Origin of the sequence: Novilysobacter longmucuonensis, from assembly GCF_046600735.1 — a bacterium.
Taxonomy (GTDB): domain Bacteria; phylum Pseudomonadota; class Gammaproteobacteria; order Xanthomonadales; family Xanthomonadaceae; genus Novilysobacter_A; species Novilysobacter_A longmucuonensis.
Genome location: NZ_JBJMAW010000010.1, coordinates 46,995 through 61,655, shown reverse-complemented (window position 1 = coordinate 61,655; position 14,661 = coordinate 46,995). Strand labels below are relative to the sequence as shown.

10 protein-coding genes and 2 pseudogenes are annotated in these 14,661 nt (G+C 67.9%); 9 read left to right on the top strand and 3 right to left on the bottom strand.

From position 1 onward, the window contains the following. The first annotated feature begins 22 nt into the window (after window positions 1–22). The 4 genes from ACJQWM_RS10600 (at window position 23) to ACJQWM_RS10585 (ending at window position 3,765) form a co-directional block, all read left to right on the top strand. Window positions 23–1,006, top strand: coding sequence for a malate dehydrogenase (locus ACJQWM_RS10600; protein WP_332702855.1), 984 nt, complete (start codon window positions 23–25; stop codon window positions 1,004–1,006). Window positions 1,007–1,112: 106 nt separating this feature from the next. Continuing rightward, window positions 1,113–1,997 (top strand): methylisocitrate lyase, encoded by an 885-nt coding sequence (gene prpB / locus ACJQWM_RS10595; protein WP_332702853.1) that lies wholly within the window; start codon window positions 1,113–1,115, stop codon window positions 1,995–1,997. A 151-nt stretch (window positions 1,998–2,148) separates the two neighbouring features. Beyond that, window positions 2,149–3,300: a bifunctional 2-methylcitrate synthase/citrate synthase gene (prpC, locus tag ACJQWM_RS10590; RefSeq protein ID WP_332702851.1), complete on the top strand. Its 1,152-nt coding sequence runs from the start codon at window positions 2,149–2,151 to the stop codon at window positions 3,298–3,300. A 9-nt stretch (window positions 3,301–3,309) separates the two neighbouring features. Beyond that, on the top strand, window positions 3,310–3,765 hold the full coding sequence (locus tag ACJQWM_RS10585; protein WP_332702849.1) for a potassium channel family protein: 456 nt from the start codon (window positions 3,310–3,312) through the stop codon (window positions 3,763–3,765). 93 nt (window positions 3,766–3,858) lie between these two features. Here the strand turns inward: ACJQWM_RS10585 and ACJQWM_RS10580 are convergent, their stop codons facing one another. The 3 genes and pseudogenes from ACJQWM_RS10580 to ACJQWM_RS10570 form a co-directional block, all read right to left on the bottom strand. Further along, window positions 3,859–4,317: a cell wall hydrolase gene (locus ACJQWM_RS10580; RefSeq protein ID WP_332702847.1), complete on the bottom strand. Its 459-nt coding sequence runs from the start codon at window positions 4,315–4,317 to the stop codon at window positions 3,859–3,861. 419 nt (window positions 4,318–4,736) lie between these two features. After that, complete coding sequence (locus ACJQWM_RS10575; protein WP_332702845.1) at window positions 4,737–6,812, bottom strand: oxidoreductase; 2,076 nt, start codon at window positions 6,810–6,812, stop codon at window positions 4,737–4,739. A 151-nt stretch (window positions 6,813–6,963) separates the two neighbouring features. Beyond that, window positions 6,964–7,754, bottom strand: a pseudogene (locus ACJQWM_RS10570) (DODA-type extradiol aromatic ring-opening family dioxygenase). A gap of 331 nt (window positions 7,755–8,085) precedes the next feature. Here ACJQWM_RS10570 and ACJQWM_RS10565 point away from each other — a divergent pair. From ACJQWM_RS10565 to ACJQWM_RS10545, 5 genes and pseudogenes are all read left to right on the top strand, one after another. Then, the gene (locus ACJQWM_RS10565) at window positions 8,086–9,564 is read left to right on the top strand and encodes a bifunctional 2-methylcitrate dehydratase/aconitate hydratase (RefSeq protein ID WP_332702841.1); all 1,479 of its coding nucleotides are present in this window, start codon (window positions 8,086–8,088) and stop codon (window positions 9,562–9,564) included. A 183-nt stretch (window positions 9,565–9,747) separates the two neighbouring features. After that, on the top strand, window positions 9,748–10,836 hold the full coding sequence (locus ACJQWM_RS10560; RefSeq protein ID WP_411306812.1) for an OmpA family protein: 1,089 nt from the start codon (window positions 9,748–9,750) through the stop codon (window positions 10,834–10,836). Window positions 10,837–11,100: 264 nt separating this feature from the next. Continuing rightward, on the top strand, window positions 11,101–12,198 hold the full coding sequence (locus tag ACJQWM_RS10555) for an OmpA family protein (RefSeq protein ID WP_332702837.1): 1,098 nt from the start codon (window positions 11,101–11,103) through the stop codon (window positions 12,196–12,198). Between the two features lie 708 nt (window positions 12,199–12,906). Then, window positions 12,907–13,359, top strand: a pseudogene (locus ACJQWM_RS10550) (OmpA family protein); the annotation flags it as partial. Between the two features lie 134 nt (window positions 13,360–13,493). Beyond that, a complete protein-coding gene (locus tag ACJQWM_RS10545; protein ID WP_332702835.1) occupies window positions 13,494–14,285 on the top strand; it encodes a pseudouridine synthase in 792 nt (263 codons plus the stop codon). Window positions 14,286–14,661 lie beyond the last annotated feature (376 nt).

The window sequence follows — 14,661 nt, the reverse complement described above, 5'->3', positions numbered from 1 at the left end:
CCCCGCTTCATTGGAGTTCCCCATGAAAACCCCCATCCGCGTTGCCGTCACCGGAGCTGCCGGCCAGATCGGCTATTCGCTGCTGTTCCGCATCGCCTCCGGCGAGATGCTCGGCAAGGACCAGCCGATGATCCTGCAGATGCTCGAGCTGCCGATGGACAAGGCCCAGGCCGCGCTCAAGGGCGTGATGATGGAACTGGAAGATTGCGCGTTCCCGCTGCTGGCCGGCATGGTCGGCACCGCCGACGCCGAGGTCGCGTTCAAGGACGCCGACATCGCCCTGCTGGTCGGCGCGCGTCCGCGCGGTCCCGGCATGGAGCGCAAGGACCTGCTGCTGGAAAACGCCAAGATCTTCACCGCCCAGGGCGCGGCGCTGAACAAGGTCGCCTCGCGCGAGGTCAAGGTGCTGGTGGTCGGCAACCCGGCCAACACCAACGCCTACATCGCGATGAAGTCAGCAAAGGATCTGAAGGCGGCCAACTTCACCGCCATGCTGCGCCTGGACCACAACCGCGCACTGTCGCAGCTGGCATCGAAAGCGGGCGTCGCCGTGGGCGACATCGAGAAGCTGATCGTGTGGGGCAACCATAGCCCGACCATGTATCCGGACTACCGCTTCGCCACGGTCAACGGCCAGTCGCTGAAAGACAAGATCGGTGACGCGAGCTGGAACAGCGACAGTTTCATCCCGCAGGTCGGCAAACGCGGCGCGGCGGTCATCGAAGCACGCGGCCTGTCCTCGGCGGCCTCGGCGGCCAATGCCGCGATCGACCACGTCCGCGACTGGGTACTGGGCAGCAACGGCAAGTGGGTGACGATGGGCGTGCCGTCCGATGGCAGCTACGACATCCCCGAGGGTGTGATCTACGGCGTCCCGGTGACTACCGAAAACGGCGAGTACACCCGCATCGAAGGCCTGGAGATCGACGCCTTCTCGCGCGAGCGGATGGACAAGACCCTGGCTGAACTTGAGGAAGAGCGCGCTGGGGTGGCGCACTTGCTGTAAGAAAGCGAAGGCGACTCCGGTCGCCTTCGTTGCGTAGGGCGGGTTTCAACCCGCCACCTTTCGCGGTCAGACATGGCGGGTTGAAACCCGCCCTACGAGGTACGCAATGTCACGAGAGTCCGCAGGCGTACGTTTCCGCGCCGCGATCGAACAGGAAGCCCCGCTGCAGGTCATGGGCGCGATCACCGCCTACGCCGGCCTGATGGCCAGGCGCGTCGGTTACAAGGCGCTGTACTTGTCCGGTGGTGGCGTCGCGGCCAACTCGCTGGGCATGCCCGACCTCGGCATCAGCACGATGGAAGACGTGCTCACCGACGCGCGCCGGATCGTCGATGCCACCGGGATGCCGTTGCTGGTCGACATCGATACCGGCTGGGGCGGCGCATTCAACATCGCGCGTACGATCAGATCTTTCGAGCGCGTCGGCGTGGCCGCGGTGCACATGGAGGACCAGGTCGGGCAGAAGCGCTGCGGCCACCGTCCCGGCAAGGAGGTGGTGCCGCGCGGCGAGATGGTCGACCGGGTCAAGACCGCGGTCGATGCGCGCGTTGATGCCGGCTTCGTGATCATGGCGCGTACCGACGCCGCGGCCGTCGAAGGGATCGATGCGGCGATCGAGCGCGCGGTGGCCTACGTCGAGGCCGGTGCCGACATGATCTTTCCCGAAGCGATGCGCTCACTGGAGGACTACCGCCGGTTCAAGCAGGCGGTGAAGGTACCGATCCTGGCCAACCTGACCGAATTCGGCTCGACCCCGTTCTTCACTACCGACGAGCTGCGCGAGGCCGGCGTCGACATCGCCCTGTACTGCTGTGGCGCCTACCGCGCGATGAACAAGGCAGCGCTGCACTTCTACGAGACGGTGCGGCGCGACGGCACGCAGAAGCACATCATCGACACCCTGCAGACCCGCGCGGAGCTGTATGACTTCCTCGGCTATCACGAGTACGAGGACAAGCTCGACGCGTTGTTTTCGGCCAAGGACGAGTGATTTTTCCTTCTCCCGCGTGCGGGAGGAGGTGACCGAAGGGCGGATGAGGGCACGCGCGACTTCAAGCTCGCACGACTGCCGATTCCCAACGCCCTCACCCCGCCCCTCTCCCACAAGCGGGAGAGGGGGTTCAGTGCAGAGAGGATTCGAGATGAGCGACACCACCAGCACCCTGCCCAAGCCGAAGAAATCCGTCGCGCTCAGTGGCACCGCCGCCGGCAATACCGCGCTGTGTACGGTCGGTCGCAGCGGCAATGACCTGCACTACCGCGGCTACGACATCCACGACCTGGCGACGAAGTCCTCGTTCGAGGAGGTCTCGCATCTGCTGGTGCACGGCGTGCTGCCGACGCAGCCGCAGCTCGACGCCTACAAGGCCAAGCTGCAGCGCCTGCGCGGGCTGCCGGCGATCGTGGCCGAGGCGCTCGAACTGGTGCCGGCCAATGCGCACCCGATGGACGTATTGCGCACCGGTTGCTCCGTGCTCGGCACGGTGCTGCCTGAGCGCGACGGCCACCCGGCGTCGGAGGCGCGCGACATCGCCGACAAACTGATCGCCAGCTTCGGCTCGATGCTGCTGTATTGGTGGCACTTCACCCGCAACGGCCGCCGCATAGACGTGGAGACCGACGACGACAACGTGGCCGCCCACTTCCTGCACCTGCTGCACGGCGAGCCGCCGAGCGCGCTGCACGCGCAGTCGCTGGACAAGTCGCTGGTGCTGTACGCCGAGCACGAGTTCAACGCCAGCACGTTCACCGCACGGGTGATCGCCGGCACCGGCTCGGACCTGCACTCGTGCCTGACCGGCGCGATCGGGTCATTGCGCGGGCCCAAGCATGGCGGCGCCAATGAGGTGGCGATGGACATCATCTCGCGTTACTCGTCGGCCGACGAAGCAGAAGCCGACATCCGCGCACGCATCGAGCGCAAGGAAATCATCATCGGCTTCGGCCATCCGGTCTATACGACCGGCGACCCGCGCAACCCGATCATCAAGGAGCTCTCGCGCAAGCTGTGCGATGACGCCGGCAACAAGCTGCTGTTCGATGTCAGCGAGCGCATCGAGACCCTGATGATGGACAGCAAGAAGATGTTCCCGAACCTTGATTGGTACAGCGCGTCGGCGTATCACATGATGGGCATACCGACGCCGATGTTCACCCCGTTGTTCGTGATTGCGCGCACCACCGGCTGGAGCGCGCATGTCATCGAGCAGCGCGAGGACGGCAAGATCATCCGCCCGAGCGCGAACTACACCGGGCCGGAGGATCGCGCGTACGTGCCAATCCAACAGCGCTGACGCGCAACGATGGCCTCGCTCTGGAGCCCGGGTGCAGCCGTCGCGGTGGCAACGCTGCTGAGCATTGCCGCGCTGGTGTTCGCGCATTTCGAAGGGCTCGCCGCGCTGGGGCGCCGCTATGGCGGCGCCTCGGCGGGGGCGGGCGACGAGCGCCGGATCATGAAGGTGGTCTTCGGCCTGCTCACGCTGCATGCGCTGGAGATCGCGCTGGTGGGCCTGGTGTACTGGGGGCTGCTGATGATTCCCGGCACCGGAACCATCGTGGGCATGGTCTCGATGAGCCTTGCGGACTCGATCTACTTCTCATCGGTGACCTACACCACGGTCGGGTTCGGCGAGCTGTCGCCCGATGGACCGATCCGGCTGCTGGCCGGGGCCGAGGCGTTGACCGGCTTCGTGCTGCTCACCTGGTCGGCTTCGTTCACCTACCGGCAGATGTCCAGGCAGAACAGCGACGTCGGTTAGGGGGAAGGGCCTTGATGAAAAAGCCGCACATCGTGCGGCTTTTTTCTTGCGGCGGATCGGATCCCACGGATCAAGTGCCGCTGCGCCCTGGCTTCAGGACCCGCGTGGCTTCAGCGACTGCACGCGCAGGAAGGTGTGGTCGCCGATCGTGGCGACCTGGTAGGAGTTGCGCCAGCTCGGGAAGGCGATCGCGTGCGCGAGGAAGTGGCTGGCGCCGGGGACGATCTCGTTGCGTTCGCCGACGGGCAGCGCCCAGTTGCGCTCGGCCTCCAGCGCGATCGTCACCGACTCGGCCCAGGCCTCGGTGTTGGTCAGGCGGGTGTTGGGCGAGACGATCGTCGGGGCGAACTGCGCGCGCGCGGTGACCACCGAACAGACGCTGTCGCCCCACAGTCCGCTGTCACGGCGGCGCAGCGCGACCTCGGCGACTGCCTGCTGGCCCTGGACCGACTGGTCGCGGGCTTCCAGGTACAAGGTCGTGCTCAGGCACAACGAATCGGCGGCGGGTGGTGGCAGTACCGAGGCCAACCAGAGGATCCAGGCCAGTTTCATGTCGAACTCCTTGCTCCGGGTACACGTCCTCGAGCTGGTCGAGGACTCGCATTGCCCTCTCCCGTGCCGCAGGGGCGGGCAAGGGCGGGGGCGGGCCGGGCCGCACTTCAGCGGCCTTCTCCTGGTAGAGACGGCTACTGCGGCGCAAACCGGCATGGCGTACTGGGGAGGGCGGCGAGCTCTATGGCGCGCTTTGCCCCTTCACCGGATCCGCGCAGAGGGCGCGGGCGGCGTGGGTGCCGCCATCGGGGGCGGCTGAAAAGTTGCGGCACGGTACCCGCCGGTAGATAAACGTCAGGTGAATGTCTGGTTCAAGCTGTGCTCAGGATGCGGGTTTTTGTGCTCCGGATCTGCTGAGCAAGTCGCTCCAGCCCAAGCGCCGGCGTCGCTTGGGAGCCGCGGAGCTCCGGTTCCCAAGGTCACAGTGCCGCCGCGATCCGGCTGCCCTGCGCGATGGCGCGCTTGGCGTCGAGCTCGGCGGCGATATCGGCGCCGCCGATCACGTGGAACGACCGTCCAGCTGCCTCCAGCTCTGCAGCCAGCGGCCGGTATGGCTCCTGACCGGCACAGGTCACCACGTGGTCGGCCGGGAGCGTCTGCAACGTGCCGTCGATGCGGACATGCAGGCCGGCGGCGTCGACGCCGAGATATTCGACTCCGCCAAGCATGCGCACGCCGCGGGCCTTCAGCGCGGCGCGGTGCACCCAGCCGGTGGTCTTGCTTAGACGGGCGCCGAGTTTGCCGGGGCTGCGCTGCAGCAGCCAGACCTCGCGCGCGGGGGGCTCCGGGCCGGGATACGCGGGGCGGACCGGCGCGCGCGGCGTCGGCGCCAGTCCGCCGCGGTTCTCGCCGTAGCCCAGGTCCACGCCCCATTCGGCGTGCCAGCGCTCGGCATCCAGCGCGGACGAGGGGCCTTCGTGCACCAGGAACCCGGCGACGTCAAAGCCGATGCCGCCGGCGCCGATGATCGCCACCCTGCGGCCCGGCACCACGCGCCCGGTCAGTACGTCGAGGTAGCTGACCACCTTGGGGTGGCGCGCGCCGGGAAATCCGACCTGGCGCGGGCGGATGCCGCTTGCGAGCACCACCTCGTCGAATCCGGCCAGCGCGGCCGCATCGGCTCGCGTGTCCAGCCGCAGCTCGATGCCGGTGAGCTCGATCTGCCGCCGGAAATAGCGCAGCGTCTCGTGGAACTCCTCCTTGCCGGGGATGCGCTTGGCCAGATTGAACTGGCCGCCGATCTCGTGGTTCGTCTCGAACAGGGTCACCCGATGGCCGCGTCCGGCGGCGACGGTTGCGGCGGCCAGCCCGGCCGGACCGGCGCCGACCACGGCGATGGTCTTGGGCACCGCGGCCGGCAGGTAGTTCAGCTCGGTCTCGTGGCAGGCGCGCGGGTTGACCAGGCAACTCGCGGTCCTGTTCTGGAACACGTGGTCCAGGCAGGCCTGGTTGCAGGCGATGCAGGTGTTGATCTCGTCGCCGCGGGCATCGCGCGCCTTGGCGACCCAGGCCGGATCGGCGAGCAGCGGGCGTGCCATCGAGACCATGTCGGCCTGGCCGGCGGCGAGGAGGCGCTCGGCGACTTCGGGCGTGTTGATCCGGTTGGTGGCGATCAATGGCAGCCCGACCTCCGGCTTGAGCCGCGCGGTGATGCCGGCGAACGCAGCGCGCGGCACCGAGGTGACGATGGTCGGGATGCGCGCCTCGTGCCAGCCGATGCCGGTGTTGATCAGGGTCGCGCCCGCGGCCTCGACCGCGCGGGCCTGCTGCACCACTTCGTCCCAGCTCAGCCCGCCCTCGACCAGGTCGATCATCGACAGCCGGTAGATCAGGATGAAATCCGGCCCGCAGGCCTGGCGGATGCGGCGCACGATCTCGACCGCGAAACGCCTGCGCCGCGCCGCGTCGCCGCCGAATGCGTCGTCGCGCCGGTTGGTCCGTGGCGCGGTGAACTGGTTGAGCAGGTAACCCTCCGAGCCCATCACCTCGACGCCGTCGTAGCCGGCCTCCCGCGCCAGCTGCGCGGTGCGTACGAAGGCGTCGATCTGTCGCTCCACCCCGCGTGCGCTCAGCGCCCGCGGTGTGAACGGGTTGATCGGCGCCTTCAGCCGCGAGGGCGCGACCTGCAGCGGCTGATAGCCATAGCGACCGGCGTGCAGGATCTGCAGGCAGATGCGGCTGCCGTGCGCGTGGACCGCCCCGGTCACCTGGCGATGTTTGCGGGCTTCCCACGACCAGCTGAGCTTGCCGCCGAACGGCTTGAGCCAGCCGCTGATGTTCGGCGCGAAGCCGCCGGTGACCATCAGCCCGACGCCGCCGGCTGCGCGTTCGGCGAAGTACGCCGCCAGTCGCGGGAAATCGCGCGCCCGATCCTCCAGTCCGGTGTGCATCGAACCCATCAGGACCCGGTTGGGCAGCGTGCAGAAACCCAGATCGAGCGGGGCGAACAGCTGCGGGTACAGGGAATGATGCAGTGGATGATCGGCAGCGGTCATGAAAGTACGCGGGCGTATGGAGGCGCCACGATGCCGCCAAAGCGGCGGAGGGACAAGCGCAGGGATCCTGACGGACCTTCAGTAAGGGCCGGGCGCTTGTCTCCTGCCCCTCGAGGGGCAGGGCTTATAAACCCCTGTGATCCGACCGGCGTCAGTCGAACGCAAACGCGTCCAGCGCCAGCGAACCCATCTGGTGCGAACGGTGGATCGTGCGCATCGCCGCCGACTCGCCGGCCGCGCCGAGCGCGACGAACAGCGGCATCAGGTGTTCGACGGTCGGGTGCGCGCGTTGCGCGTGCGGCGCGCGTGCTGCCAATCGAGCAGGGCAGGCAGATCGTCACCCGCCAGCGCCCGGTGCATCCACTCACTGAATTCGAGCGCCCAGGGCGACAGCGGCACATCGTGCGCGTGCCAGTCGAGGTCGCCGAGGTTGTGCACGAAGCCGCCAGACCCGATCACCAGCACGCCGTCGGCGCGCAGCGGCGCCAGCGCCCGGCCGATCGCGTAGTGCGCGGCGGCATCGCCATGCGGCATTACCGACAGCGGCACCACTGGTATGTCGGCCTGCGGGTACATCCGCCGCAACGGCACCCAGACCCCGTGATCGATGCCGTCTCCCTGGCGGATCTGCGGCGACAGCCCGGCATCGCTCAGCAGGCCGCTAATGCGCTGCGCCAGGTCGGGTGCGCCCGGCACCGGGTAGCGGATGTCGTAAAGCGGTGGCGGGAAGCCGCGAAAATCGTGCACGGTCCGCGGCGTCGGGTCCGCGCCAAGCGTCGGGCGGTCGGCGGTGAAATGCGCCGAGGCCACGAGCACCGCCTTGGGCCGCGGCAGCTCCCCGCCCAACTGGTCGAGGAAGCGACCGGCGGGCGAGTCCTCCACCGCGAGCATCGGCGAGCCGTGGGACAGGAACAGCGTGGGCAGGTGGGCGGGGGTATCCATGGCGGAAAGATGGCGTCGAGCGCGGATGCTTCAAATGTCTGCGGACGGGACGCTGCGTCCGTTCGGCTCAGTCAGGCAGCCGGGCACGCCCGAGCTGGCTGCTGTCGGTGCCGAACCACAGGCTTCGGTGGCCGGAGCGTACCCTCGAACTCCGAGCCATGGCGTGACCGTAGTGCCGACTGCAAGGTCCGCTGCGCTGCAGGGATGCTCGAAGGATTGGACGCCGGGGGTTTGAAATTCGCAGCGCGCTGCGGCGCGCTGGAGGGCAAGGTTGGTCAGTTGTCTCGCGGCGCGGCAAAATGGGCGGCTTCCCCCCACACCGGAATCCCGCATGAGCCAGCACGACGCCAGCGCAGGTAACGCCATCGCCCATAACAGCCGCTCCACCGTCCGGCCCCGGCCGGACCAGCCGATGCTGGACATCGCCGACTACGTCGCCGACTACCGCATCGACTCCAAGGAGGCCTTCGACACCGCACGCTACATGCTGCTCGATTCGCTGGCGTGCGCGGCGATGGCGATGGACCATCCCGAATGCGTCAAGCACCTCGGGCCACTGGTGGAGGGTGCGGACATGTCCGGTGGCGCGCGCGTGCCGTACACCTCCTACGAGCTCGATCCGGCGCAGGCCGCCTACAACCTCGGTGTGCAGATCCGCTGGCTGGACTTCAACGACACCTGGCTCGCCGCGGAATGGGGCCACCCGTCCGACAATCTCGGCGCGATCCTGGCCGTCGCCGATTACCTGGGGCGCAAGACCGAAGCCGAAGGCGGCAAGCCGCTGAGCGTGCGCGACGTGCTTGGCTACGCGATCAAGGCGCATGAGATCCAGGGCGGCTACGCGCTGCTGAACTCGTTCAACCGGGTCGGCCTGGACCACGTGATCCTGGTGCGCCTTGCATCCACCGCGGTGACCACGCAGATGCTTGGCGGCGACAAGGAAGCGATCTGGACCGCCGTGTCGCACAGCTGGATCGACAACGGCGTGCTGCGCACCTATCGCCATGCACCCAACACCGGACCGCGCAAGAGCTGGGCCGCCGGCGATGCTTGCCGTCGGGCCGTCACCCATGCCTTGAACGCAGTCAAGGGCGTGGTCGGCTATCCGAGCGCGCTGAGCGTGCCGACCTGGGGCTTCTACGACATCGCGTTCAACGGCAAGTCGTTCCAGTTCGAGCGGCCGTTCACCAGCTACGTGATGGAGAACGTCCTGTTCAAGATCAGCTTCCCGGCCGAGTTCCACGCCCAGACCGCGGTGGAGTGCGCGATGAAGCTGCACGAGCAGGTCCGCGACCGGCTCGAGGACATCGAGCGCGTCGAGTTGCAGACCCAGGAAGCCGGTGTGCGCATCATCGACAAGACCGGCCCGCTGTCCAACTACGCCGATCGCGACCACTGCCTGCAGTACATGGTCGCCGTGCCGCTGATCTTCGGCCGGCTCACCGCCGGGGACTACACCGACGCGGTCGCCGGCGATGCGCGCATCGATGCGTTGCGCGGCAAGATGACAGTGTCCGAGAACGAGCAGTTCACCCGCGACTACTTCGATCCCGACAAGCGTTACATCGGCAACTCGGTGCAGGTGTTCTTCAACGATGGCAGCTCGACCGACAAGGTCTCGATCGATTACCCGATCGGCCACCGCAAGCGCCGCGAAGAGGGCATCCCGGTGCTGATGGCGAAGTTCGAAAAGGCCATCCGCGCCAAGCTCCCCGAGGCGCAGGCAGAGCGCCTGCTGGCGCTGTCGGCCGAGCCGGAGCGGCTCGAGGCGATGCCGATCACCGAGTTGCTCGGTCTGTTCAAGGTCTGAGCGCTGTTGGACGGGCGGTCCCGCGAGGCGCGGCACCCATTTTATCGTCGGGTGAAAAGTTAACACCGCTTTCACATCGGCAAACCTACGCTGCGCGGCGATGGCGTCGCATGCGTGCGGCCGTCCGACGGCAGAGAAATTCGCAGACGCGGTTTCCCCACATTGAATGCAGGAGCACCCAAAATGAAAAAGAAACTCCTCTGCGCCGCCCTGCTTGGCGGTTTGAGCCTGGCGGGAACGGCCGGCGCGCAAGAATTCGACGACCGCTGGTACCTGACCGGTTCCACCGGCTTCAACCTGCAGGCCAGCGAGCGCGGCACCGACGACGCGCCGCTGTTCGCGGTGGGCCTGGGCCGATACATCAGCCCGACGTGGTCGTTCGACGTCGAGTTGAACCACCAGAACCCGAGCCTCGAGTCGGACAAGGACCTGAACTGGAGCCAGTACGGGGTCTCGCTGGACCTGCGCCGCCACTTCCTCACCGAGGGCCGCGGTTGGAACCCGTACGGCCTGGTCGGCCTGGGCTACCAGCGCGCCGAGGAAGAGTTCGACAACTTCCCGAGCCCGGACTCCCCGGGCGAGCGTGAAAGCGGCAACCTGGCGGCCAAGATCGGTGTCGGCATGCAGTCGAACATGGGCCGCGTCGGCGTCCGCACCGAACTGACCTACCGCGCCGATTTCGACGGCGAGAGCGTCAATGCGCCGGACGACGACTGGTTCGGCGACCTGCTCGCCACCGTCGGTCTCGTGATCCCGCTGGGTCCGGAGCCGGCGCCGCCGGCCCCGCCGCCGCCGCCGCCGCCGGCTCCACCGAGCTGCGCCGATCTGGATGACGACGGTGACGGCGTCAACAACTGCGACGACCGCTGCCCGGATTCGCAGGCCGGCCAGACCATCGGTCCGGACGGTTGCCCGGTGCCGGTCTCGATCGACCTGAAGGGCGTCAACTTCGACTTCGATCGTTCGCAGCTGCGCCCGGACGCGGTGGCAATCTTGGGCGAGGCGGTGCAGATCCTGCAGCGTTACCAGGAGTTGCGCGTCGAAGTCGCCGGTCACACCGATCTGTGCGGTACCGACACCTATAACCAAGGCCTGTCGGAGCGCCGTGCGTCGGCGGTGTACGAGTTCCTGACCAGCAACGGCATTGACGCCTCGCGCATGAGCGGCCCCACCGGCTACGGCGAGAGCCGTCCGCTCGAGCCGACCCCGCAGACCATGCCGGAGTGCCGCAGCGAGACCAATCGCCGCACCGAATTGAACGTCCAGAACTGAGCGACATCGCCGGTGGGCTCTTCGGAGCCGCCGCCGCACCCGAAGCCCGGCCTCGTGCCGGGCTTCGACTTGCGCGGAAGGCATGTTCGCGGGCCGCGTTAAGGTGTATTAACAAGACCGGGTGACGGTGTATGATCGCCCCGCCAGTGACCGCGCGCCGGCCGATCCGTGCTGAACGTGTCCCCTGCCGGATTGCGCCGTCAATCAATTTCCCTTGGATCAACTGTCCAACCGTTCCAATCGTTTAACTGAAGGAGTCCGTACATGAAGATTCGCTTGTTGAGCACCGCGTTGCTCGCGGGTCTGGCCTTTTCGCACGCGGCCGGCGCGCAAGAATTCGACGATCGCTGGTACCTGACCGGTTCCACCGGCTTCAACCTGCAGGCCAGCGAGCGCGGCACCGACGACGCGCCGCTGTTCGCGGTGGGCCTGGGCCGATACATCAGCCCGACGTGGTCGTTCGACGTCGAGTTGAACCACCAGAACCCGAGCCTCGAGTCGGACAAGGACCTGAACTGGAGCCAGTACGGGGTCTCGCTGGACCTGCGTCGCCACTTCCTCACCGAGGGCCGCGGTTGGAACCCGTACGGCCTGTTCGGCCTGGGCTACCAGCGCGCCGAGGAAGAGTTCGACAACTTCCCGAGCCCGGACTCCCCGGGCGAGCGTGAAAGCGGCAACCTGGCGGCCAAGATCGGTGTCGGCATGCAGTCGAACATGGGCCGCGTCGGCGTCCGCACCGAACTGACCTACCGCGCCGATTTCGACGGCGAGAGCGTCAATGCGCCGGACGACGACTGGTTCGGCGACCTGCTCGCCACCATCGGGCTCGTGATCCCGCTGGGTCCGGAACCGGCGCCGCCGGCCCCGCCGCCGCCGCCGCCGCCGGCTCCACCGAGCTGCGCCGATCTGGATGACGACGGTGACGGCGTCAACAACTGCGATGACCGCTGCCCGGATTCGCAGGCCGGTCAGACCATCGGTCCGGACGGTTGCCCGGTGCCGGTCTCGATCGACCTGAAGGGCGTCAATTTCGACTTCGACCGCTCCGAGCTGCGTCCCGACGCGGTGGCGATCCTGGGCGAGGCGGCGCAGATCCTGCAGCGTTACCCGGAGTTGCGCGTCGAAGTGGCCGGCCACACCGACTCCAAGGGCACCGACGAGTACAACCAGGCCCTGTCGGAGCGTCGTGCGACCGCGGTCTACGAGTACCTGACCAGCAACGGCATCGATGCCTCGCGCCTGGAAGGCCCGATCGGCTACGGCGAGAGCCGCCCGATCGCGCCGAACACCAACGAGGACGGCTCGGACAACCCCGAGGGTCGTGCGCGCAACCGCCGCACCGAGCTGAACGTCGAGAACTAGGCCGCATCCGGGGACTCTCCGGAGTCGCCAAGGCAGTACCCCGAAGCCCGGCCTCGTGCCGGGCTTCGTCGTATCGGCTCGAGAGTACCGAGCACATTGCCGGTCTTCATCCGTCGCTCCCCGGGTGGCCCCATATACTGCGCGACGCTTCCAACAGGATCGGGGACCATGGCTTTGATCAACAAGTTCGCGGTTGCGTCGAGCGTGCTGCTGTTTGTTTCGGGGGCATGTTCGGCCGCGCCCTTGACCCAGAGCCCGCCGCCGGCCACCGAGACCAGCGGCACCGCCAGCAGCGGTGAACAGGCCGACGCGCAACCAGCCGAGCGATCGGCCGAGCAATCCGCAACCGCACCGGACGCGCCAGCGCAGCAGCCTCCGGGGACGGATCTACCGGCGGATCAGGCGACTGCCGCTCAGGCACCGGCATCGCTGCCCGGGCAGGCTGCAACCTCCGCCGCACCCGACCAGGCTCCGGCGGCTCCGCCCGGACAGGCAGGCGCGGATCCCTCGGTGAGCGATCCATCGACCTATGTGCCGCAGACCGAGCACGACAACACGCCGTGGCGCTTCAACATGCAGCAGGACGGCAAGAGCATGTCCGCGGACGCCTTCGAGGCATGGATGAAACAGCGCGGGGTACGGGTGGCGACCGGAAGGCCCGCCACGCCGCTGGCGCAGAACTGCCCCACACCAGAGGGCGACAAGGGCGACAGCGACGGCGACCGCATCATCAACTGCCTCGACCAGTGCCCGGACTCGACCGCCGGACAGACCATCGGGCCGGACGGCTGTCCGGTGCCGGTGTCGATCGACCTGGAGGGCGTGACCTTCGGCTACGACCAGGCGACCCTGGGCGCGGATGCCAGGTCGGTGCTGGACGAGGCGGTGGCGATCCTGCTGCGGTATCGGACCCTCACCGTCGAGGTGGCCGGCCACACCGACTCCACCGGCGACGCGGCGTACAACCAGCGCTTGTCGGAACGCCGGGCCCGGGCCGTCTACGACTATCTCGTCGAGAAAGGCATCGGCGAGGCTCGCCTGATCGGACCGGTCGGCTTCGGCGAGACTCGTCCGCTGGTCCCGAACCAGAAGCCCGACGGCTCGGACGATCCGCAGGGCCGTGCCGAAAACCGCCGCACGGAGCTGAACATCCAGAACTGAGCCGGGGCGTGGTCAAAACGTCCCGTGGTTGCCGGCGTCCGCGCCGCGCCGCGCCGGACGTCGGGCTTCTCGCGCTCCGGCGCCGCTGGGCCGATATCCTCGCGGTGCGCTCGGCACTCTGGCACCGTCTGGCGATGAACCCACTCAAGCCGAAGGGCCTTATGCGGAACACGCCCGTGCGAAACAGTCCCACGCGTCAGGGCCTGGCCCGCACCTTGTCCAAGCTCGGGGTCTGCTCGCGCAGCGAGGCGGCGCGCTGGATCCTGGCCGGGCGGGTGGCGGTCGATGGCCGGGTGGAGCGCGACCCGGAGCATCCGATCGTGCGCAACCAGCACCGGATCGCGGTCGACGGCCAGCCGCTCGACGCCACGCCGCGCGTCTATCTGGCGCTCAACAAGCCGCGCGGTCTGGTCACCAGTACCCGCGATGAGCGCGGCCGCGACACCGTGTATCGCTGCCTGGACGGCGCGGGGTTGCCGTGGCTGGCGCCGGTCGGCCGGCTCGACAAGGCCAGCGAAGGGCTGCTGTTGCTGAGCAACGACCCGGAGTGGGCGGCACGTGTCACCGATCCCGGGCACGGGCCGGACAAGACCTATCACGTCCAGGTCGACACCCTCCCGGACGCCGCCCTGCTGGCGGCGCTGGTGGGAGGCGTCACCGATGCCGGTGCGGATGCCGGCGAGCGCCTGCATGCGAAATCGGCCGTGCTGCTGCGCGCTGGAGAGAAGAACGCGTGGCTGGAGATCGTGCTCGATGAAGGCCGCAACCGGCAGATCCGCCGCTTGCTGGCGGCATTCGACATCGCCGTGCTGCGGCTGATCCGCGTCGCAATCGGCAACCTGGCGCTGGGCGCACTCGGCAAAGGCCAGTGGCGCGAGCTCAGCGCCGCGGAATCCAGCGACCTGGCGCCCCCAGCGGGTCCCTAGTAGACCACCTGTAGGAGCGGCTTCAGCCGCGCGCTTTTCCCGCTCGATCGCAGTGAACACCGATCACCGGGTGGCTGCGCAATCGCCACCGTGCGACAGCAGCGGCCAAACAACCGGTTTTCGGCTGAAGCCGCTCCGACAGGCGCAGGCAGCACCGGGGTGATCACCCATCCGCCCATCGAGGTACGACGCGCCAGGCCCGAGTGTTGCGGACTGTGCGCGCGCGCACCAATTGAAGCGCCCGCGTGTCCGTCCGGTCTCCTAAACTCAAGTGCGCTTTCGTTGGGGAGAACGCGACATGGGGAAGACACAGAAGGGGAGCACGGAGATGGGGACGAGAGAGATGGGGAAGAGAGAGATGGGGAAGAGAGCGAGG